The sequence below is a fragment of the Nocardioides sp. Z21_20 genome, assembly GCF_059766585.1.
In genome coordinates, this window is record NZ_JCBAJX010000015.1 from 23,107 (window position 1) to 44,637 (window position 21,531).

The following is a 21,531-nucleotide window of genomic DNA, read 5'->3' on the forward strand; positions in this document are numbered from 1 at the left end:
CTGTCGAGGCAGGTGACTCGCGACCGGAGGCTCCGGATGAGTTCTCCACAGTCCGCGTGTCGGGGCGGTTTCTGGGGGCAGGAGTGTCGGTGCTGCCTGCTTGAGTGGATCCATGACCCGGACCGCCACCCCCGACACCGCTCGTGCGGTGCTGGCCGCCGCACGGGTCTCGCGGGGTACGGCGGATGCGGCCGAGGCTCGTCAGCTGCAGTTGGCGGTGGACTGGGCGGCGATGCACTCGGTGGAGTCGTTGGAGGCGGCGGCGGTGATCCACGGGCCGTACGGCGACCATGGGATCCCGGTGGCCGGGCCGGGAGCGCCGTTGGTGGCGGAGTTCGCGGTGACCGAGTTCGCCCTCGCGATCGGGATGTCCACCGACGCCGGGCGGCGGTATGTGGGGCAGGCCCTGGAGCTGCGCCACCGGTTGCCGAAGCTCTGGCAGCGGGTGGTGGCCGGGGATCTCGTGTCGTGGAAGGCACGGCGGATCGCGGACGCGACGATGAGCCTGGTGCCGGCGGGTGCGGGGTTCGTGGACACCCACGTCGCTGCGGTGGCGCACAAGATCGGTCTCGCCGCCCTGGACCGGCTCATCGAAGAGGCACGGGTCCGGTTCCAGCCCGAGGAGGCCGAGGCTCGGCGCCGCGCCGCTGCGGACGGGCGGTGCTTCGACATCGACACCGATCAGGTCTCCTACGACGGCACCATGACGGTGCGCGGGGAGCTCGACCTCGCCGACGCGTTGGACCTCGACGCTGCGGTGGCTGCGGGTGCGGCGCAGCAGCAGGCGTTGGGGTCGGTGGACCCGTTGGGCGTGCGGCGGGCGAAGGCCGCCGGAGACCTCGCCCGACGCCAGCTCGCCCTCGACCTGGGCGACGGCGAGGCAGCCGCAGGTCAGTGCGGTGGATCCGACGCACCGTGTGCTTCCGATCAACCGCACACTGCTGCGCAGGGCGACACCGATAAGGCCCGGCGACCGCGTCAGGTGGTGCTCTACGTCCACCTCTCCCACGACGCGCTACGCGCCCGGGGCCTCGACGACACCGACGTACACCTGGCGCGCGTGGAGAACACCGCCTCCTTCGTCTCGGTCGACCAGATCCGCGACTGGTGCGCCACCCCCGACACCCAGGTGATCGTGAAGCCGGTCATCGATCTCGAGGACCACGTCCACGTCAACGCCTACGAGACCCCCGACCGCCTCGCCGAACGCCTGACCCTCATCGACCACACCTGCGTCTTCCCCTGGTGCACCCGCCCCGCCCGAAGACTCACCCCCGACGGCCATCGCGCCGACTGCGACCACATCCAAGACCACGCCACCGGCGGCACCACCTGCTCATGCAACCTCGCCCCACTCTGCCGACGACATCACCGCCACAAGACCCACAGCCCCTGGAGCTACACGCACCTCGACAAGGGCAGCTACCTCTGGACCAGCCCCCAGGGCTACCAGTACCTGCGCGACCACACCGGCACCCTCGACGTCTCCCGAGACCGCCGACGCGCGAATCCGCACGCCACCCCGCCCAAGCCGGACCTGCCTCCACCCGACCAGTAGGTGCCCCGCCCCGCACCCCGCCCAGGCACCACCCGGCGGGGTCAGTGGCACGTCCGCGCCACACCGGCGGGCGCGGCGGCCTCCCGACTTCCGCGTTCGGCGGGGTAGGTGAGGCTACGATGCCCGAGTCCGCGCGCTGGGAGGGTGCCATGAACCTGGAGAATGTCGTCTTCGGCTTCTTCGTGCTGCTCGCGGCGACCCTCAACTTCGGGTTCACCCTCGGCGACATCGGTGACCCGGCGGTGCACAACGTCTACGAGCTGTTCGCCGCTGTGGTGGTGAACCTGATCGCCACGGTGCTCAAGTTCGGTGACCGCACCCAGATCGGCGCCGTGCACCTGGCGACCAGCCTGGTGGCCAGCCTGCAGCTCATCGCGGCTGCCGTGGTCTGGTCCTACGCCAGCCACGTGACCGAGGCCGGCATGACCGTCGAGATGACCTCGGCGGTGGTCTCGCTGTCCGCCGGCGCGCTCTTCGCCAACGTGGTCTCGGTGGTCCTGCTCGTCGTCGAGACCGTCTCGTTCCAGCGTCGCTGACGGGGCCGAGCCCATGGGGAACCGGCTACCGAGCAGCCTGGCCGGGATCGTCGGCGGCCGCACCCGGCGCGAGCACGTGGAGGCCGTCGCCGTCGAGCTCCCCGAGGGTGCCCAGGAGCAGGCCACCGCCGGCATCTTCCTCGTCCTGCGGCGGATGCGCGCGCCGCTGATCCTGCTCATCGCGCTCTTCGCGCTGAGCGTGCTGGGACTGTCCCTGATCCCGGGCACCGACGCGGCCGGCCAGCCGCACCGGCTCAGCCTCTTCGACGCCTTCTACTTCATGAGCTACACCGCCACCACGATCGGGTTCGGCGAGCTGCCCTACCCGTTCTCGCCCGCCCAGCGGATGTGGGTCACCGGCTCGATCTTCATGTCGGTGATCGGCTGGGCCTACGCGATCGGCTCGATGCTCTCGCTGGTGCAGGACCGTGCCTTCCGCCGCGCCGTGGCCCGCCGGCTCTTCGAGCGCAAGGTGCGCCACATCGGCGCGCCGTACCTCCTGCTGATCGGGTACGGCGAGATCGGCCGGCGCATCGCCCGCTCGCTGGACGACATGGGCCGCCGCTTCGTGATCATCGATCGCGACGACGAGCGGGCGGCGTCCATCGAGCTGGACGCCTACCGGGCCGACGTCCCGGTCCTGGTCGGCGACGCCCGCAACACCGACAACCTCATCCTCGCCGGGCTGGGCAGCGCCGACTGCGAAGCCGTCCTCGCCCTGAGCGAGCACGACGACGTCAACCTCGACGTCGCGATGACCACGTCGCTGATCCGGCCCACCCTGCCGGTGATCGCCCAGGCCAGCTCGCACGAGACCGAGGACCGGATGCGCGCCTTCGGGGACACCGAGGTGGTCAACCCGCTCGAGCGCTTCGGCAACCACCTGCGGATCCTGTACCGCTCCCCGGCGGCCCACCAGCTGATGATGTGGCTGACCAGCGCGCCCGGCACCCCGCTCCCACAGCGCCGACCGCCCCTGCCGCGTGGGCGCTGGGTGGTCTGCGGCTTCGACGACTTCGGCCGCGACATCACCGCGGACCTGCGCCAGGAGCACATCGAGGTGACGGTCGTCGAGGGCGAGCGCGTCCAGGGTGGCGCCGACCGCTTCCCGCAGGCCGCCCTCGACGAGGCCGACCTGTCCAGCGCCGTCGCCTTCGTCGCCGCCACCCACAACGACATGACGAACCTGTGGCTGCTGGAGGTGGCACGGCTCGCCAATCCCGACCTGGTCCTCGTCGCCCGGCACAACGAGCCCGGCAACGCCGCCCTGTTCGAGGCGCTCGGCATCGACCACGCGATGGTCCGCGCCGAGGTGGTCGCCCACGAGGTCCTCGCCCGCCTCGCCAACCCCTCCCTGATGCGCTTCCTGCCCCAAGTCCCGCACCTCGGTGACGCGTGGGCCGCGCAGGTCGTCGACCGGCTGGTCCAGCGGTGCGGACCCTGGACACCGAACATCTGGCGCGTCGAGATCGGCGAGCGTGACGCCCCCGCCGTGATGCCCTGGCTGGAGGCAGGCCAGGTGCGTCTCGGTGACCTGCTGCGCTCCCCGAACGATCGGGAGAGCCCCTTGGCCGCCGTCCCGCTCGCCCTGCTGCGTGACGAGGTGGTGACCCCGGCGCCTGAGGACGACGAGCTCCTCCGGCCGGGGGACAGGCTCCTGGTCGCAGGGCGCCCCTCGGCGCGCCACGCCCTGGAGGCGACGCTCACCCAGGAGACCTCCGCGGCGTACGTCCTCGCCGACGAGGTGATCCCGTCGGCCTGGATCTGGCGGAGACTGGCCCGAGCCCGGGTGAGGCGGCGCCCCAGCAGGTGACCTGCGGCGCACCCGGCTGGACCGCCGACACCCCCGAATGCGAGGTCGCCACCGCGAGCGCCTACCGTCCTCCAGGCATCTCGTCCGCACCCGGCGGACGCGTGCGGAGGACCCGGGAGGGGCATGAGCGGCATCGTCGCCGAGCTGGCGCGGGTCACCGAGGCGTTCGACAGGCCGACGCTGCGTCTGCTCGACCGCAAATGGGCCCCGCTGGTGCTGTCGGTCTTCCGGACGTCGTTCAGCTCCGACGTGCGCACCGTCCACGCCGACCGCCTGCACACCCAGATCGACGCCTACCTCGACGAGCTGCGCATCGCCGGCGTCGAGGTGCCGCCCAACCAGACCGGCCGCTCGCTGTGCCTGCGGTGGATGGGCGACCAGTGGCTCTACCGCACCCTCGACGAGTCCGGCGACGAGGAGTACTCCCTCACCTCGCACGCCGTCGACGCGCTCGACCTGGTGCAGAGCCTGACCCGGGACCGGGCGCTGATCAGCGGCTCGCGGATCAACACCATCGTCGACGCCGTACGACGCTGGGCCACCGAGGCCAACCCCGATCCGGCGACCCGCGTCGCCCGCCTCAACGACCAGATCGAGCGCCTCACCGCGGAGCGTGACCGGATCGTCGCCGGCGGAGAGATCGAGCCGGCCAGCATCGACGACATGCAGACCGGCTACGTCGACCTGATGGACCTGATCGGCCAGCTGCCCGGCGACTTCAAGCGCGTCGAGGAGTCGGTGGCGGCCATGCACCGCAAGATCGTGCGCGACTTCCGCGAGGAGGACCGCCCGGTGGGCGAGGTGCTCGACGAGTACCTGCGCCGCTCCGACGAGCTGCTCGAGGCCACCCAGGAGGGCCGCGCGTTCGAGGGTGCCTTCGAGCTGCTGCGCGACAAGGAGCTGCTCGACGAGCTCGGGCGCGACATCCAGGCGATCCTGCAGCACCCCTTCGCGAACAGCCTCGGCCCCGACGACCACCGCGACTTCCGCAGCGCCGTCGCCGTCATCCGACGCGGGATCGACGACGTGCTCGCCCAGCGCACCCGGCTCTCCTCCACGCTGCGCGAGCACATCGTGCACCACGACGTGGCCCGCGACCGGGAGGTCGACCAGACCCTGCGCCACGTCGAGCGGCTGCTGGTCACCTGGATGGAGACCGCAGGCCCCCGCTCCCGCGTGGAGGTGGAGCTGATCCCCGGCACCTTCCACCTGCCCCACCTGCGCGAGCGCCTGCACGACCCGGCCGCCGACGTGGCACCGGAGTCGCTGAGCATCCCCGACCCGGTGGAGACACCGGTCGGCCTCAGCCTCGAGCAGCTGCGTCAGCAGGGTGGCCCCTCGCTCGGCGAGCTGCGCGACCTGCTCGGCGAGGCCGTCTCCCAGGGCGAGCTCACCTCGGCCGCCGAGGTGTTCAACGCGCTGCCCCCCGAGCTGCGCCGTCCCGTGGAGATCGTCGGGATGCTCCACCTGCTCACCCAGTGGGACGCCACCGCCGACAAGCAGGCCGTCGACCGCTTCGAGGCGGTTCGCCCCGACGGCACCCGCCGGGTCTTCGAGACCCCGGTCCTCCGGCTCGCCGCACCCGTCCCCGCCCCCGCCGACGCCCCCGCCACGCAAGGACCTGTCGATGAATGACGTCCACGACCTCGACGCCGCCTTCGAGGACGACGCCCCCGCCGAGGACTCCTCGCTCTCGCTGTTCGAGGGCGACGAGGGCGCACTGACGATGGAGCAGCGACGGACCCTCGTCGCGCTGCTCAAGCACCGCTACCTCAGCGCCGAGCGCAACCCGGGGGAGTGGCGCACCCTGCTGGCCGACCTGCCGCTGCTCAAGAGCCGGCTCAACGACCTCTTCCTCGATCTGCACATCGACCACGCCTACCAGGTCGCGTTCAAGCGCCAGGCCGTCCCCGAGATCGGTCCCGCCTTCCCGACGCTGCTGCACGACACCGCCTACACCCGCGAGGAGACGATCCTGCTCGTCGTCCTGCGCCAGCGCTTCCGCAGCCAGCGCTCCGACGGCAACGGCGTGGTCCTGGTGGACCGCGAGGGCCTGCTCGACGAGATCGCCGCCTTCCGGCCCGAGCACGCCACCGACCGCTCCGGTGACCGCCGCCGGGCCGAGAACGCCCTCGCCACCCTGGTCAAGGCGCGCATCCTGCTGCGCACCAACGACCCCGAGCGCTTCAAGGTGGCACCGGTGATCGAGGTGCTGCTGCCCCTGCAGCGGCTCAACGAGCTGGCCGAGTGGCTGACCCGGGCGACCAGCGACGACCCCGACGACGGGGGCCCGGACGTCGCGCAGGCCGAGCAGGCCGAGCAGGACGACGAGACCGAGCCGGACGAGACCGAGCCCGACGAGACCGAGCAGGACGACGAGGTGCCCGCATGATCGCCCAGGAGCCGCTCATGCACATCCCCGGCGCCACCGAGGGCACCACGCAGTGGCGCGCGGAGACCCTGCAGATGGTCAACTGGGGCGGCTTCCACGGCTACCACTCGGTGGAGTTCTCCCTCGACTCGATGCTGCTGACCGGCGCCACCGGCACCGGCAAGAGCACGTTCCTCGACGCCTACATCGCGGTGATGATGCCCTCGGACGTGCCGTTCAACGGCGCCTCCAACGACGTCTCCACGAGCAAGGCCCGCTCGGCCGACCAGCGCAACCTGCTCACCTACCTCAAGGGCAAGATCGACGACAACCGGGCCGGCGAGGCCGGCGGTCCGACCGAGAAGGTGCTGCGCGGCGACGACGGGCGACCCGTCTGGGGCGCGCTGGCGCTGACCTTCGTGAACGACCGTCGCCAGCGGTTCACGGTGCTGCGCGTGTACTACGCGCGGGCCGGCGCCGCGACGTACGCCGACGTGTCGCAGACCCGGGCCACCTACGACGGCTACCTCGACCTGCGCGAGCTCGAGCCGCTGGCGGCCTCCCGCTTCGACAAGCGCACCCTGCGCGGCGCCTTCGAGGGCATCAACCTCCACGAGACGGTGCGGGCCTTCGAGCAGACCCTGCACACCCGGCTCGGCATCGGCCAGAACGGCGACGGCCGCAAGGCGCTGCGCCTGCTGGCGCGCGTGCAGTCGGGGATGCAGGTGAACACCGTCGACGGCCTCTACAAGTCGATGGTCCTGGAGCAGCCCGGCACCTACGCCAAGGCCGAGCGCGCCGTGGAGCACTTCGAGGACCTCGAGGCCGCCTACGACGCGATGCAGACCGAGGCGGACAAGGAGCGGGTGCTGCGCCGCCTGCCCGAGCTGCAGCTCGAGCTGGACACGGCCCGGGAGCAGGAGCGGCTGATCGACACCTTCGGGGTCTCCCGCGACGGCGACACCCCGCTGGTGCTGTGGGCGCTGCGCACCGAGGACGCGCTGCTCGAGAGCGCCGAGGACGCCAACCACGAGGAGCTGGCCCGCCAGCAGCTCGCCGCGCGCGAGGCGATCGCGCTCGAGCGGGTGCTCCAGGACCGCGCCGACATCCTGGCCGAGGAGATGCACGCGAACGGCGGCCAGAGCCTGCAGCGGCTGCGCCACGAGCGCGAGCGGCTCGAGGACCTGCGCGAGGACACCGACAAGGCCCGCCGAGTCTTCCGGGCTGCGTACGGCGCGCTCGGCACGCCGCCGGCCGACGAGGCGGAGTTCGACAAGGCCCGCCTGGCGGCCGACGACTTCCTGGCCGCCTACCCCACCGAGCGGGCCGGGCTCGACGCCGAGCAGACCGCGCTGCACGAGCGGCGCTGGCCCCAGGAGCACGCCCGCCGCGAGCTGGTCGCCGAGCGCGACTCCCTCAGCGGACGCGCCAGCGTCGTCCCGCGCGCGCTGCACGAGGCGCGGGTGGCCCTCGCCGAGGCAGCCGGCATGGACCCCGACGAGCTTCCCTTCGTGGCCGAGCTGGTCGACGTCGCGCCGGGGGAGGAGGGATGGCGCCGCGCGGTCGAGGTGACGCTGGCATCGCTGGCGCGGATCGTGCTGGTCGAGGACGACCGGTTCGAGGAGTTCTCCCGCGCCATCGACTCCCTGCGCCTGCCGATCAGGGTCAACTTCGAGGGCGTCGCGCACCGCCCGCACCGTCCCGGCGTCGGCGACCCGCGCCGGGTCTCGGGCAAGCTGGTCACCAAGGAGTCGCCGTTCTCCTGGTGGGTCCAGGACCGGGTCTCCAGCCCCCGCACGGACCACCTGTGCGTGGAGACCGCCCACGACTTCCGGGGCAGCGAGCCCCAGGTCAGCCGGTCCGGTCAGACCCGCAACGGGCGCCGCGCCGCGCACGGCGACCTGAGCAGCACCCGGATCATCGGGTTCTCCAACGAGTCGCGGTTGCGCGAGATCGCCGCCGACATCGCCGCCCTCGACGAGCGCCTCGACGCGCTGGCCGCGGAGCACGGCGACGTGCGTGCCCGGATCGAGGACCTCGAGCGGCGCCGCGACGCCCACCTGGCCGTGCTCAACACCCGCTGGAGCACCGTCGACCTCGACGACGTCGACGCCCGGATCGCCGCCAACGTCGAGGCCCACGAGCGGCTGCTGGGCAGCAACGACCTGCTCAGCCAGCTCGGCGCCGAGCGTGCGGAGGTGCTCGCCCAGCTCGACGAGGTCGGCAGCCGCAAGCACACCGCCCAGGCGGCGGTCAACGAGCTCGGCCGGCGCGCTGAGGAGCTCGCCGACACCAAGGACACCGTCACCCGCGAGCTCGACCGCATCGACGCCGAGCAGCAGGTCGACCTCGACCAGGCGGCCTGCGCCTACCTCGACGGCCAGCTCGGCGAGGTCGGCGACCCCGAGGACCTGCGCGGCTTCCACGACAACCTGCGCCGCCTGCGCGGCCGGCTCGCCGAGCAGTCGCGTGCCGCCCGCGAGGAGGCCCGACGCGCCGCCGAGGCGATCACCACGCTGCTCGAGCAGTACCAGAGCCGTTGGCCCGACCCGAACCTCGGCGTCGAGGTCGGCTCCGTCGACGGCTACCGCGACATCCTCGACCACATCGTGGAGGCCGGCCTGCACGCGCGCCGCGCCGAGTGGAGCCGGCGGCTGGCGGGCTGGTCGGGCCAGGACCTGGTGCCGCTCTACGCCGCCTTCGACACCGCCGTCGAGGAGATCGAGGAGCGGCTGCGTCCGGTCAACGAGATCCTGGGCACCCTGCAGTTCGGCCCGGCGGGCGACTACCTGCAGATCAAGCTGCGCCGCCTCGCCAGCGAGGACGTCACCCGGTTCAAGCGCACCCTCAAGTCGTTGTCGTCGACCTCGACCAAGGACCTCAGCCCCGAGGAGGTCGAGGAGCGCTTCGCCCGGCTGCGCAGCTTCATGACGCTGATCAGCCGGCCCGACGGCGCCTCGCCGGCCGTGCTCGCCCGCCGCGACCACTTCCTCGACGTGCGCAAGCACGTCGAGGTGACGGCGGTGCGCTACGACCGCGAGAACCGCGAGGTCGGCTCCTACTCCACGCTGGGCGGCAAGAGCGGTGGCGAGAGCCAGGAGCTGGTGGCCTTCATCGTGGGCGCGGCCCTGCGCTACCAGCTCGGCGACGAGGAGCGGATCCGTCCGCGCTTCGCGCCGGTCTTCCTCGACGAGGGGTTCGTGAAGTCCGACTCGGAGTTCGCCGGCCGCTCGGTGCAGGCGTGGAAGTCGCTGGGCTTCCAGCTCATCATCGGGGCGCCGCTGGACAAGGTCAGCGCGCTGGAGCCGGAGATGGACAAGCTCTTCATGATCGCCAAGACCCCCGACCACCACTCGCACGTCTACGAGCTGGCCACCCCGACCGGCTGAGGGCGCGGGGGACCGCGCGAGGCGCCCTCAGCGCTGCGCGGTCACGGCGCGCAGCGGCTGGGCGCCGCTGGCCGCGGCGAGCCTGGAGGCGGCCATGTGCGCCAGGTCGAGCGGGCGGGCGAGCCCGCCGTCGTCGGTGACGCCCAGGGCCTGGGCCAGAACGTCGGCCATCAGCCGGGCCACGTCGGTGCCCTCGAGGCTGTCCTCGACCACGTCGAGCAGGGCGATCACGCGCGGGTCGCCGGGCCGGGGCTGGCGCCACAGCGACTTCGCGTGGTGACCGTTGGGGGAGAGGAACTCCTCGATCGAGACGCTGCGGTTGCTGCAGGCGTACTCGGTCGTGTAGGCGCCCTTGGACGCCCGCGGGGTGAGCGCGGCGCCGCAGACCCGGCACGGCGGCACCGGCCCCGCGCCGTACAGCCGACGCAGGTGCTGCAGCCCCTCGGGCGAGGTGACCGCGGCCACCTGGGCCCGGCGGACCTCGACCCGCTCACGGCGCTCCAGCGCCGAGGGCGCCGGGACCAGCACCGACGGCGCCCCGGGGATGCCGGGCAGCTTGCTCGAGCGGCCGAGCTTGGCGGCCGCGCGCCGGGCGCGGGTCCGGGCGTTCTCACACGACTTGCAGTCCAGGTGGTACCCGGTCTTCATCGCGGCCTTGGCCGTGAAGGCGCGCACCTCCTTCACCTCGGTGCAGGTGCGGCACCGGAGCATGGTCGGGCGGACCTTCTCCGGTACTGGGGTCATCTCGGCGGCCATTGGGTTTCCCCTCGTTGGGTTCAGCGACACCATCCGAATCGGTCTTCCGGGCCGGGGACTTTAGGGCCGGCCCAACTTCCGTGCCGTAAACCGCGTCCCGACCAGTGCCCGGGCGTAGGGTGCCGCCCGTCGCGGGTGCGGTAGAACATCCGGATGGACGCACCGACCCCGGCCGCCTCCGCCGCCGAGGCCCTCACCCGCAGCGAGCGGCTGGACCGGCTCCCGTTCACCCGTCAGCACCGACGCCTGGTGGCCGGCTCCGGGATGGGCTGGGCCCTCGACGCGATGGACGTCGGCCTGATCAGCTTCGTGATGGCCGCCCTGGCGATCCAGTGGGACCTCGGCGACACCACGCTCTCCTGGATCGCCGCGATCGGCTTCGTCGGGATGGCGATCGGGGCCAGCGCGGGAGGGCTCCTGGCCGACCGGATCGGCCGGCGCCAGGTCTTCGCGATCACCCTGCTGGTCTACGGTCTGGCGACCGGTGCCGCGGCGCTGTCGTGGTCGGTGGCCTCGCTGCTGGTCTTCCGCTTCCTCATCGGCCTCGGTCTCGGCGCCGAGCTGCCGGTGGCCTCCACCCTGGTCAGCGAGTTCGCGCCGGCGCGGATCCGCGGCCGGGTGGTGGTCGCGCTCGAGGCGTTCTGGGCCGTGGGCTGGCTGCTGGCCGCGCTGATCGGCTACTACGTCATCCCGCTCTCCGACGACGGCTGGCGCTGGGCACTCGCGCTCGGGGCCGTCCCCGCGCTCTACGCCGCGGTGGTGCGCTTCGGGCTGCCGGAGTCGGTGCGCTTCCTGGAGAGCCGGGGGCGCCACCGCGAGGCCGAGGACGCCGTACGACGCTTCGAGGCGTCGGCGGGCACCGAGCCGCCCCGTGGTGCCGCCACCGCTCCCGACCCGGGGCCGTCCGCGCCGACCCCGGGCCCGGCGGCGCTCTGGGCTGCCGGGCTGCGCCTGCACACGCTCTCGCTCTGGCTGGTCTGGTTCGGGGTGAACTTCTCCTACTACGGCGCCTTCATCTGGATCCCCAAGCTGCTCGTCGACTCCGGCATGGACCTGGTGCAGTCCTTCGGCTACACGCTGGTGATCACGCTGGCCCAGCTGCCCGGCTACGCGCTCGCCGCGGTGCTGGTGGAGGTCTGGGGTCGCCGGGCCACGCTGTCGGTCTTCCTGCTCGGCTCCGCGGTCTTCGCCCTGCTCTTCGGGCACGCCGACACCGGCGCCGCCATCCTCGGGTTCGGGATGGGGCTGTCGTTCTTCAACCTCGGCGCCTGGGGCGCCCTCTATGCGGTCTCGCCCGAGGTCTACCCCACCCGGCTGCGCGGGACGGGGACCGGGTGGGCGGCCGGGTTCGGGCGGATCGCCTCCGTGGTGGCGCCGCTGTCGGTGCCCTGGCTGCTCGCAGTGGGCGGTGGCACCGGGCTGCTCTTCGCGGTGTTCGCGGGCTTCTTCGTGCTGGCCGCGCTCGCCACCTGGGGGCTTCCCGAGCGCGCGGGGGAGCCGCTGGACGCCGGGTCGACGCCGGTGTGGTCTGGGTCACGGGTGCTACGGTGAAAATCGCGGGGGGCAGCGAACGGAAGCCTCCCTCATGGACCCTTCTCGCGTAACTGCTCGCCCCGCTCCCCACTCCCAGATCCGCCGGTCTCCGATCGGCCTGCGCCGGGTGCGCTGGCTCCTCGGCGCCGCGCTGGTGCTGGGGCTGGTCCTGCTGGTCCTCCCGACGACGTCCCCGCAGTCTCCGGCGCGAGCCGAGGCCCGCAAGGGCGCCGGCTGGCAGCGGGTGGCCACCGAGGACTTCACCACCTTCCGAGACGACCGCTGGAACAAGTTCCAAGGACGACCCGGCTGCTGTCCGCGGACCGTGTGGGACCCCTCCCGGGCCTGGGTGCGCAAGGGCGTGCTGACGCTCGCCAACCACCCCGACGCGCGCGGGGTCTGGCGCAGCGGCGGCATCGGGGCCTGGGGCTGGGGCGCCGCACAGCGGCGCTACGGGCGCTGGGACGCCCGGATCCGCTTCGACCGCGGCGCCGGGGTGTCGGGAACCGCGCTGCTGTGGCCGGGGCGCGGCTGGCCCCCGGAGATCAACTACTTCGAGGTCTTCGAGACCTGGGGCGAGCGTCACCGGGTGATGACCACCGCCCACTACGGCACCGCCGTGCGTCACCGGTTGGACCAGCACATCACGCGCGCGAACCTGACCCGCTGGCACGTCTTCAGCGTCCGCTGGGGCCCGCGGGCGTTGCGGTTCGTGATCGACGGCCGGGTGGTGCACGTGGTCCGCAACCGGGAGGCGATCCCCGACCGGGTGATGTGGCCGGGCTTCCAGACCCACGTGCACCCGCTGCGGGGCGGCCGGATGCCGTCGCTGCCCCGGGGCAAGTCCAGCGTGCGCATGCAGGTGGACTGGCTGCGCGTGTTCAAGCGGGTCTGAGCGCGCCGTTGTTTATCGTCAGGCACTTCTTGGCACTATCGGGGGCGTGATCGACGACGACCTGGCCCCGGCGGCCCCCCCGACCTCCACCCCCGCCCGCGAGAAGGTGATCGGAGACGGTCTCGCCTGGGTGGCGCGGTGGAGCGCCCGATGGGTGCTCATCGCGCTGGGCGCCTACCTGCTGGGCCTGGTCGTCCAGCAGCTCTGGTCGATCCTCCTGCCGGTGGTCCTCGCCCTGATCGTGACCACGGTGCTGCAACCCCCGGCCAGGTTCCTCGAGCGGCGCCTGCGACTGCCCAGCTCGCTCGCCGCGGGGGTGGTCCTGCTCGGCGGCATCGGCCTGCTCGTCGCCGTCGGCTTCGGGATCGCGCCGTCGGTGGCGTCGCAGTCCGGCGACATCGCCGACGACGCCTCGCAGGGCCTGCAGCAGATCCAGGACTGGGTGCGCACCAGCGATCTCCCGGTCACCGGCGAGCAGGTCGACGACGCGATCGAGGCAGCCCAGGGCTGGCTGACCGACAGTGCCGGCACCATCGCCTCGGGGGTGCTGGTCGGGGTGGGCGCGGTGTCGTCCGCGCTGCTCACCCTGTTCGTGACGCTGCTGCTGACCTTCTTCTTCCTCAAGGACGGGCGCCGCTTCATCCCGTGGGTGCGGCGAGTGAGCGGGCGCCGGGTCGGGCCGCACCTGGCCGAGGTCGCGGGCCAGACCTGGGGGACCCTCGGCGGCTTCATCCGCACCCAGGCGCTGGTCAGCCTGATCGACGCGATCTTCATCGGCATCGGCCTGATCGTCGTCGGCGTCCCGCTCGCCGTACCGCTGGCGATCCTGACGTTCCTGGGCGGGTTCGTCCCGATCGTGGGCGCCCTGGTCGTGGGGGCCATCGCGGTGCTGGTCGCCCTGGTGTCGAACGGCGTGACGGGCGCGCTGATCATTCTCGCGGTGATCGTGGGCGTGCAGCAGCTGGAGGGCAACGTCCTGCAGCCGTGGCTGCAGTCGAAGAGCATGCAGCTGCACGCCGCGATCGTGCTGCTCTCGGTGATGCTGGGCTCCACGCTCTTCGGCATCGTCGGCGCGTTCCTCGCCGTGCCGGTCGTGGCGGTCGCCGCGGTGATCCTGCGCTACCTCGACCAGCTCGTCACCGAGGTCTCGGAGCCGGACCCGGTGGCCAGGTCCCTGGAGACCGAGGCGCACGACCGCCCCGACGAGCCCGTCGAGACGGCCCCGATCACGAAGCCGGGCTCGGACGGGCCCGCCTGAGCGGCGTCAGGGCAGTCCGGCGTGCGGCACGTCGACGGTGGTGGTCATCAGCATCGCCTCGGCCGCGGCCGTCCGGTTCTCCTCGAAGAAGTCGGGGGCGACGCAGATCAGCAGCGTGCGACCGTCCTCGCCGCCCAGGGCACAGGCGAACGCGCCCAGCCCGGCCGGCAGCTGGATCGACTCCGCGACGAAGCCTCCCGGGGCCACCCGCGAGACCCGGCCGTTGACCGCGTCGGCGAACCACACGTTCCCCTCGGCGTCGAGCGTGCACCCGTCGGGGGCGGGCAGCCCGGTGGCGAGCGCCTCCATCACCGAGGTGGTCTGCGGGACCTCGCCCATCGAGGCCCACACGCTCCGGTCGTCGAGGGACCCGTCCGGCCCCACCCGGAACGAGGTGAACCGGGCGCCGGTGGTCTCGGCGACGATCAGCGTGTCGCCCTCGAGCACCATCCCGTTCGGGAAGCGCAGTCCCTCGGCGGCCACGGTGACCGAGCCGTCGGGGTCCACGCGCGCGATGCAGGCGTCGCGCATCTCGGCCCCGCCCATCAGGTCGAAGCCGAAGTTGCCCACGTAGGCGCGGCCTTGCGCGTCCACGACCAGGTCGTTGAGGTGCCCGGTGGCGACCTCGGAGAGGTCGGCGTACACCGACACCTCCCCGTTCGGCGCCCGGCGCAGCAGCCGGCGGTCCTTCATCGACACCACCAGCAGGGAGCCGTCGGGCAGCCAACCCAGCCCCGAGGGCTGGCCGGGGACCGAGAGCTCCTCGGTCTCGGTGCCGTCCTCGGCGAAACTGAACACCGCGTGGCGGTAGAAGTCCGAGGCCCACCAACGGCCCTCGTGCCAACGTGGCCCCTCGAAGAAGTGGCCGCCGGAGGCGAACGTCGTGAGCTTCCTGGTCATCGTGCTCCCTTCGCCGAGCGGGAGGACCCCGGCATCGCGTGGCTGATGGGGCGCACCCTAGCCCGCCGTGGCCAGCCGCGGGGGGGCGCAGTCGCGGGCCACGGTCCGGCATCGCTCGGACGCATCGGCGCTCGCCCGGTAGGCTGCGGGGGATCACGTCCCCTCGTAGAAGGACCTCAAGCTCCGCCCATGGACGGTTCTCAAAGTCCCCGGCTCTCCCGTTCCGCGCTGCGTGAGGGAGAGCGTCAATGATCGAGTTGCTCCTGCTGGGGCTCTCCCTGATGCTGGTCGCGCTCTGCGGGCTCTTCGTCGCCGCCGAGTTCTCCCTGGTCACGATCGACCGCGCTCGCGTGGACCGTGCCGTCGCCGACGGCGAGTCGGGCGCCGAGGGCATCCAGAGCGCGCTGCGCTCCCTGTCCACCCAGCTCTCCGGCGCCCAGGTCGGGATCACCATCACCAATCTCGCCATCGGCTACCTCGCCGAGCCGGCCATCGCCAACCTGGTGGACGGCCCGCTCGGGGCCGCGGGGGTCCCGGAGTCCTGGGTCTCGCCGATCGCGATCGCGCTCGGGCTCGGGCTCGGCACCGCGCTCACGATGATCTTCGGCGAGCTGGTGCCCAAGAACCTCGCCATCGCCAAGCCGATGGAGGTGGCCCGGGCCACCCAGGGCTTCCAGCGCGGCTTCACCCGGCTCAACGCGGTGCCGATCCGCTTCCTCAACAACTCCGCGAACGCGCTGGTGCGCCGCCTCGGCATCGAGCCCCAGGAGGAGCTCCGCTCGGCGCGCAGCGCGAACGAGCTGAGCTCGCTGATCCAGCGCTCGGCGAACCAGGGCACCCTCGACGCCGACACCGCCGAGCTGATGGAGCGCTCGGTGGAGTTCAGCAGCCGCACCGCGGGGGAGATCATGACGCCGCGGGTGCGCACCGTCAGCGTCGAGGCCGGCGACCGCGCGAGCACCGTGATCGAGCTGGCCCGGCAGAGCGGCCACTCGCGCTTCCCGGTGCTCGACGCCGAGGACGCCGTGGTCGGCACGGTGCACGTCAAGCACGCAGTGGCGCTGCCGGTCTCCGAGCGGGCCACGACCCGCATCAAGCACATCATGGTCAAGCCGATCGTGGTCCCCGACTCCCTGCGCCTGGACCCGCTGCTGACGCTGCTGCGCGCCGACGGCTTCCAGATGGCCGTGGTGCTCGACGAGTACGGCGGGCAAGCCGGCATCGTCACCCTGGAGGACGTGGTGGAGGAGATCGTCGGCGACATCGCCGACGAGCACGACCGGATGGGCTCGCGGGCCCGGCTGCGCCGCGACGGCGTCTGGTCGCTGTCCGGGCTGCTGCGACCCGACGAGGTGGCCGACGCCACCGGGATCGAGCTGCCCGACCACGAGGACTACGACACGATCGCCGGCCTGGTGCTGCGCCAGCTGGGCCGGGTCCCGGTGGCCGGCGACCACACCCGGGTCGTCGTACCCGACCGGGCCGATCCCGACCAGCCGCGTGAGCTGGTGGCCGAGCTCACCGTCGAGCACATGGACGGGCTGCGCATCGACCGGGTGTCGCTGCGCGTCCTCGACGACGACGACGCCGACGCCGACGCGGGGGAGGGAGACCGATGAGCGACCTCACCGCCGTGCTCGTCGCGGTGCTCCTGCTGGCGCTGAACGCCTTCTTCGTCGGCGCCGAGTTCGCGCTGCTCTCGGCGCGCCGCAGCCAGATCGAGCCCCGCGCCCAGGAGGGCTCGCGGGTGGCGCGCACCACGCTGCGCGCCATGGAGAACGTGTCGCTGGTGATGGCCGGCGCCCAGCTCGGCATCACCATCTGCTCCCTGGGCCTCGGTGCCGTCGGGGAACCGGCGGTGGCGCACCTGCTGGAGCCGGTGCTGCACGCCGTGCACGTGCCCGACCAGCTGCTGCACCCGATCGCGTTCGTCATCGCGCTGGCCGTGGTCGTCTACCTGCACGTGGTGCTCGGCGAGATGGTGCCCAAGAACATCGCGCTGGCGGGGCCGGACCGCGCCGCCCTGGTGCTCGGTCCGCCGATGATGGGCGTGGTGACGGTCCTGCGGCCCATCATCGTCGGGCTGAACGCCATCGCCAACGGGGCGCTGCGGCTGCTGCGCGTCGAGCCGACCGACGAGGTCAGCTCGACCTTCACCCGCGAGGAGGTCGCCGCGCTGGTCGAGGAGTCGCGAGGCGAGGGGCTGCTCGAGCAGGGCCAGTACGACCGGCTCGCCGGCGCCCTGGGCTTCACCGAGAAGTCCGTGGAGGCGGTGCTGATGCCGCTCGACACGCTCGCCACCGTACGGCGCGGCTCGACCGCCGCCGACGTGGAGGACCTGTGCGCGGCCACCGGCTTCAGCCGGTTCCCGGTGCAGAGCGACGACGGCGAGCTGCTCGGCTACCTGCACATCAAGGACGTGCTGGAGACCGACGAGTCCCGCCGCGACCGGGTGATCGACGACAAGTGGATCCGGCCGTTCGCGCTGGTCCGCGAGGGCGACGCGCTGCACGACGCGCTGGAGACGCTGCAGCGCCGGGGCGCCCACGTGGCCCGCGTGGTCAGCCCCGAGGGCAAGCTCCTCGGTCTGGCCACCCTGGAGGACGTCCTCGAGGAGCTGGTGGGGGAGATCCGCGACGCCGCGCACCACGAGGAGTCCGCGTGAGCGGCGCCGTGGGCGCGGGGCCGCGGGGGTGTGGCCGTTAGGGTGTGAACGGTCCGAGAGGAGCGCCCGGTCGGGGCAGACGAGAGACACGAGATTGGCGACACGCGACATGCAGGCGACCCCATGCCCGGCGAGATGACGCAGCGCTCGCAGGTATGGACCGTCCCCAACCTGCTCAGCATGGCCCGGCTCGCCGGGGTGCCGGTGTTCCTGTGGCTCGTGCTGGGCCCGGAGGCCGACGCCTGGGCGCTGGGCCTGCTGATGCTCTCGGGGATCACCGACTGGGCTGACGGCTACCTCGCCCGGCGCTGGGATCAGCGCACGGTGCTGGGGGAGATCCTCGACCCGGTCGCGGACCGCCTCTACATCCTGGCGGTCATCGTCGCCCTGGCCCTGCGCGAGATCATCCCCTGGTGGGTCGCGGTCGTACTGCCGCTGCGCGACGTGATGCTGGTCGCGATGGTCCCCTTCCTGCGCACCCGCGGCTACAGCGCCCTGCCGGTGCACTTCCTGGGCAAGGCGGCGACGTTCAACCTGCTCTACGCCTTCCCGCTCCTGCTCCTCGGCGACGGGGAGGGTGTGGTCGCCACGCTCGCCGAGGTGTTCGGCTGGGCCTTCGCCTTCTGGGGCATCGGGCTCTACTGGTGGGCCGGGCTGCTGTACGTGTGGCAGGTCCGCAAGCTGCTGGCCGGCAGCGGGCAGCGCGCCGATGACGAGGTGAGCGATGGTTGAGCCCCCGCGGCCCGGTCGACAGCTGCCCGATCACGTCACCCTGCCGCTGCTCACCCTGATCACCCAGCAGTCGCTGGAGCAGGACTACCAGGTCGTCGCCGATCGCAAGGCGCGGATCGCACGCGGCTCCGAGGGGGACGGGCCGGACGGCTCCGACCCCGACCAGTCGGAGCGTCGGACGCCGCGGCACGTGACCGCCGCGGTGGTGGCGGCCGTCTTCGGACTGCTGATCGTGGTCGCCTTCGTGCAGACCGAGCGCAACGCCACCGCCGACGAGACCCGGCGTGCCAGCCTGATCAGCAAGGTCACCGCGGGGCGTGCGGAGTTCGCCGAGGCCCAGCGCGAGATCGCCGACCTGCGCGAGCAGAACGCCGCCCTCTCCAGCTCGCTGGAGAGAGTCGCCGAGGACGAGCAGGCCGCGGAGTCGCGGTTGCGCCGGCTCGAGATCCGCACCGGGCACGTGGCGGTGCGTGGTCCCGGCCTCCGCGTCACCGTCGGAGCCGCCCCCAGCGGGAACCCCGCGCACGCCCTGCTCTCCTACGAGCTCGCGGCGCTGGTGGACGGACTGTGGAACGCCGGGGCAGAGGCGATCAGCGTGAACGGCGTGCGGCTGACGTCGCTCTCGGCGTTCTACAACACCGGTCTCGCGGTCTACCTGAGCGGCGAGCCGCGGCTGCACGCCGTGTCCGCGCCGTACACAGTCCTGGCGATCGGGGACACCGGGTCGCTGCAGTCGCGGTTCGCCGACACGTCGAGCGGCCTCGAGTTCCTGCGCGTGCAGCGCGGCCTCGAACTACCCTTCGACATGGAGCCCGTGGACTCGCTGTCGCTGCCTGCGGCGCAGTCGCGGCAGTTGCGCCATGTCCAGCCCTATGTCGCAGGTGCCAACCGTTCCACCGGAGAGGAAGCCACGTCGTGATCGCCGCCCTGGGGCTGCTTGTCGGGATCGTCCTCGGACTGATCCTCCAGCCCGACGTCCCGCTGGGGTTCGAGCCCTACCTGCCCATCGCCGTGGTGGCCGCGCTCGACGCGGTCTTCGGTGGCCTGCGCGCCTATCTGGACGGGATCTTCGACGACAAGGTCTTCGTCGTCTCCTTCGTGAGCAACGTGGTGATCGCCGCGGCGATCGTCTACCTCGGGGACAAGCTCGGCGTCGGCGGACAGCTCTCCACCGGCGTGATCGTGGTCCTCGGGATCCGGATCTTCTCCAACGTCGCCGCCATCCGACGGCACCTGTTCCATGCCTGAGCGCGAGCCGGACGGGCCGGAGCGTGAGCCGGCGTCGGGCCGCACCCGGCTCGGCGGCGCCCTGATGCGTCCCTCGCGGGCGCAGGCGGTGGTCGGGGTGCTGCTGGCCGTGGTCGGCTTCGCCGCGGTGACCCAGGTGCGCGCCAACGAGGACGACGAGACCTACGCGGCCTACCGCGAGCAGGACCTGATCGACGTGCTGAACGGCCTCTCGGGGACCTCGGAGCGGGCGGAGAGCGAGATCAGCCGGCTCGAGGAGATCCGCGACGACCTGAAGACGACGACCTCCTCGCGCCAGGCCGCGCTGGAGGAGGCCCAGGAGAGGGGCGACGCCCTCGCCATCCTCGCCGGCCAGGTCGCGGTGTCGGGACCGGGCATCCGGTTGACCATCGAGGAGGAGGACGGCACGGTCAGCGTCGCGTCCATCCTCGACACGGTCCAGGAGCTGCGCACCGCGGGGGCCGAGGCGATGGAGTTCAACGACCGGGTCCGCGTCGTCGCCCAGAGCGCCTTCGAGGACGGAGCCGGCGGGATCCGCCTGGACGGCCAGCTGCTCACCTCGCCGTTCGTGATCGAGGTGATCGGGGAGCCCAACACTCTCGCCGAGGCGCTCGAGTTCGCCCAGGGCCCGCGTGAGCAGCTCGAGGAGGACGGCGCGAGCGTCGAGGTCGAGGAGCTCGACGAGGTCATCATCGAGAGCGTCCGCCAGCCGGAGCAGCCGGACTACGCGCAGGCGGACCCGGGCCAGTAGCCTGCACCGAGATCGGCCACCCACGTGCCGCCGACCCACCGCCCAGACGAGGAGATCGACGTGTATCCCGAAGATCTGAAGTACACCAGCGAGCACGAGTGGGTCCGCGTCCCGGGGGAGAGCCAGGGGGCCGTGCGGATCGGCATCACCGACTTCGCCCAGGACGCCCTCGGCGACATCGTCTTCGTGTCCCTGCCCGAGGTGGGGGAGAGCGTCGAAGGCGGCACCACCTGCGGCGAGCTCGAGTCGACCAAGTCGGTCAGCGACGTCTACGCCCCGATCAGCGGCGAGGTCGTGGCCCGCAACGACGCGCTGGACGCGACCCCGGAGCTCGTCAACAGCGACCCCTACGGAGCCGGCTGGCTCTTCGAGGTGGTGCCCGCAGACGCGACCGTCGTGGACGGCCTCCTCGACGCCGCGGCGTACACCGCCTCGCTGGAGTCGTGACCGAACGACCGATCCGGGTTGCCCCAGCCGGGACGGCTGATAGGTTCGTAGGAACCATCAACCTCAGCCCCTGCTTGAGGGTTTGATCGGTCACCCCCGGAAGTCCCCCGAGAACGCCGCACTGGAGGAAGACCCGATGCCTTTCTGCACCGCCTGCGGGAAGCAGAACCCCGACGAAGCCCGCTTCTGCTCGCAGTGCGGCGCTCGCCTGGTGACTGACTCCGACCCCGCCCCGACCTCGCAGACGCCCGCGGTCGGAGGCGCTGCCGTGGGCGACTCCACCGCCACGATCACCTTCGGCGTGCCGGAGAAGGCCGACACCTCCGATCGCCAGCTCAACGCGGTCGACGCGGCGGCGGTCGACGCGCTGCCGAGCGGGCACGCGCTGCTCGTGGTGCAGCGAGGCCCCGGCGCCGGCAGCCGGTTCCTGCTCGACACCGACGTGGTCAACGCGGGCCGGCACCCCGACAGCGAGATCTTCCTCGACGACGTCACGGTCTCGCGGCGCCACGCGGAGTTCCGCCGGGTCGGCTCGACCTTCTCGGTCAGCGACGTGGGCAGCCTGAACGGCACCTACGTCAACCGGGACCGCATCGACGAGGTGCAGCTCAAGGACGGCGACGAGGTGCAGATCGGCAAGTACCGCCTCGTGTTCTTCTCCGGGCACCCGAACGGCTGA

The 21,531-nt window shown here is 72.3% G+C and carries 19 protein-coding genes; 17 read left to right on the forward strand and 2 right to left on the reverse strand.

Features of this window, described 5'->3' with window-relative positions; translation table 11 throughout:
• The first annotated feature begins 112 nt into the window (after window positions 1-112).
• From AC6EH9_RS17630 to AC6EH9_RS17655, 6 genes are all read left to right on the forward strand, one after another.
• Window positions 113-1,558: an HNH endonuclease gene (locus tag AC6EH9_RS17630; RefSeq protein WP_498424971.1), complete on the forward strand. Its 1,446-nt coding sequence runs from the start codon at window positions 113-115 to the stop codon at window positions 1,556-1,558.
• A 119-nt stretch (window positions 1,559-1,677) separates the two neighbouring features.
• The gene (locus AC6EH9_RS17635) at window positions 1,678-2,094 is read left to right on the forward strand and encodes a DUF6394 family protein (protein WP_498424973.1); all 417 of its coding nucleotides are present in this window, start codon (window positions 1,678-1,680) and stop codon (window positions 2,092-2,094) included.
• A gap of 13 nt (window positions 2,095-2,107) precedes the next feature.
• Window positions 2,108-3,907: an NAD-binding protein gene (locus tag AC6EH9_RS17640; protein ID WP_498424975.1), complete on the forward strand. Its 1,800-nt coding sequence runs from the start codon at window positions 2,108-2,110 to the stop codon at window positions 3,905-3,907.
• A 123-nt stretch (window positions 3,908-4,030) separates the two neighbouring features.
• Window positions 4,031-5,542: a DUF3375 domain-containing protein gene (locus AC6EH9_RS17645; RefSeq protein WP_498424977.1), complete on the forward strand. Its 1,512-nt coding sequence runs from the start codon at window positions 4,031-4,033 to the stop codon at window positions 5,540-5,542.
• A complete protein-coding gene (locus tag AC6EH9_RS17650) occupies window positions 5,535-6,299 on the forward strand; it encodes a DUF4194 domain-containing protein (protein ID WP_498424979.1) in 765 nt (254 codons plus the stop codon). The genes AC6EH9_RS17645 and AC6EH9_RS17650 overlap by 8 nt, the downstream gene beginning before the upstream one ends.
• Window positions 6,296-9,667, forward strand: a complete 3,372-nt coding sequence (locus tag AC6EH9_RS17655; protein ID WP_498424981.1) for an ATP-binding protein — start codon at window positions 6,296-6,298, stop codon at window positions 9,665-9,667. The genes AC6EH9_RS17650 and AC6EH9_RS17655 overlap by 4 nt, the downstream gene beginning before the upstream one ends.
• A gap of 27 nt (window positions 9,668-9,694) precedes the next feature.
• On the opposite strand, the gene AC6EH9_RS17660 is transcribed toward AC6EH9_RS17655, so the two are convergent.
• Complete coding sequence (locus tag AC6EH9_RS17660) at window positions 9,695-10,423, reverse strand: hypothetical protein (RefSeq protein ID WP_498424982.1); 729 nt, start codon at window positions 10,421-10,423, stop codon at window positions 9,695-9,697.
• Between the two features lie 153 nt (window positions 10,424-10,576).
• On the opposite strand from AC6EH9_RS17660, the gene AC6EH9_RS17665 reads away from it, so the two are divergent.
• The 3 genes from AC6EH9_RS17665 (at window position 10,577) to AC6EH9_RS17675 (ending at window position 14,109) form a co-directional block, all read left to right on the forward strand.
• The gene (locus AC6EH9_RS17665; protein WP_498424983.1) at window positions 10,577-11,974 is read left to right on the forward strand and encodes an MFS transporter; all 1,398 of its coding nucleotides are present in this window, start codon (window positions 10,577-10,579) and stop codon (window positions 11,972-11,974) included.
• A 109-nt stretch (window positions 11,975-12,083) separates the two neighbouring features.
• Complete coding sequence (locus AC6EH9_RS17670) at window positions 12,084-12,851, forward strand: glycoside hydrolase family 16 protein (RefSeq protein WP_498424985.1); 768 nt, start codon at window positions 12,084-12,086, stop codon at window positions 12,849-12,851.
• 46 nt (window positions 12,852-12,897) lie between these two features.
• Window positions 12,898-14,109: an AI-2E family transporter gene (locus tag AC6EH9_RS17675; RefSeq protein WP_498424986.1), complete on the forward strand. Its 1,212-nt coding sequence runs from the start codon at window positions 12,898-12,900 to the stop codon at window positions 14,107-14,109.
• 6 nt (window positions 14,110-14,115) lie between these two features.
• Here the strand turns inward: AC6EH9_RS17675 and AC6EH9_RS17680 are convergent, their stop codons facing one another.
• Entirely contained in the window at window positions 14,116-15,009 is an 894-nt protein-coding gene (locus tag AC6EH9_RS17680) for an SMP-30/gluconolactonase/LRE family protein (RefSeq protein ID WP_498424987.1), read from the reverse strand.
• A 248-nt stretch (window positions 15,010-15,257) separates the two neighbouring features.
• Between AC6EH9_RS17680 and AC6EH9_RS17685 the strand changes: the two genes are divergently transcribed.
• The 8 genes from AC6EH9_RS17685 (at window position 15,258) to AC6EH9_RS17720 (ending at window position 21,531) form a co-directional block, all read left to right on the forward strand.
• Window positions 15,258-16,628 carry a hemolysin family protein gene (locus AC6EH9_RS17685; protein WP_498424989.1) on the forward strand — a complete coding sequence of 457 codons (1,371 nt, stop codon included), beginning with the start codon at window positions 15,258-15,260 and terminating at the stop codon, window positions 16,626-16,628.
• On the forward strand, window positions 16,625-17,674 hold the full coding sequence (locus tag AC6EH9_RS17690; protein WP_498424991.1) for a hemolysin family protein: 1,050 nt from the start codon (window positions 16,625-16,627) through the stop codon (window positions 17,672-17,674). Before AC6EH9_RS17685 ends, AC6EH9_RS17690 begins: the two co-directional genes overlap by 4 nt.
• A 123-nt stretch (window positions 17,675-17,797) precedes the next feature.
• Window positions 17,798-18,406, forward strand: a complete 609-nt coding sequence (clsA, locus tag AC6EH9_RS17695) for a cardiolipin synthase ClsA (RefSeq protein WP_498424992.1) — start codon at window positions 17,798-17,800, stop codon at window positions 18,404-18,406.
• Complete coding sequence (locus AC6EH9_RS17700) at window positions 18,399-19,325, forward strand: DUF881 domain-containing protein (protein ID WP_498424993.1); 927 nt, start codon at window positions 18,399-18,401, stop codon at window positions 19,323-19,325. The genes clsA and AC6EH9_RS17700 overlap by 8 nt, the downstream gene beginning before the upstream one ends.
• Complete coding sequence (locus tag AC6EH9_RS17705; RefSeq protein WP_498424995.1) at window positions 19,322-19,654, forward strand: small basic family protein; 333 nt, start codon at window positions 19,322-19,324, stop codon at window positions 19,652-19,654. Before AC6EH9_RS17700 ends, AC6EH9_RS17705 begins: the two co-directional genes overlap by 4 nt.
• Window positions 19,647-20,405 (forward strand): DUF881 domain-containing protein, encoded by a 759-nt coding sequence (locus AC6EH9_RS17710; RefSeq protein ID WP_498424996.1) that lies wholly within the window; start codon window positions 19,647-19,649, stop codon window positions 20,403-20,405. The genes AC6EH9_RS17705 and AC6EH9_RS17710 overlap by 8 nt, the downstream gene beginning before the upstream one ends.
• A gap of 60 nt (window positions 20,406-20,465) precedes the next feature.
• Window positions 20,466-20,852, forward strand: a complete 387-nt coding sequence (gene gcvH / locus AC6EH9_RS17715; RefSeq protein ID WP_498424998.1) for a glycine cleavage system protein GcvH — start codon at window positions 20,466-20,468, stop codon at window positions 20,850-20,852.
• 136 nt (window positions 20,853-20,988) lie between these two features.
• Window positions 20,989-21,531: a zinc-ribbon and FHA domain-containing protein gene (locus AC6EH9_RS17720; protein WP_498424999.1), complete on the forward strand. Its 543-nt coding sequence runs from the start codon at window positions 20,989-20,991 to the stop codon at window positions 21,529-21,531.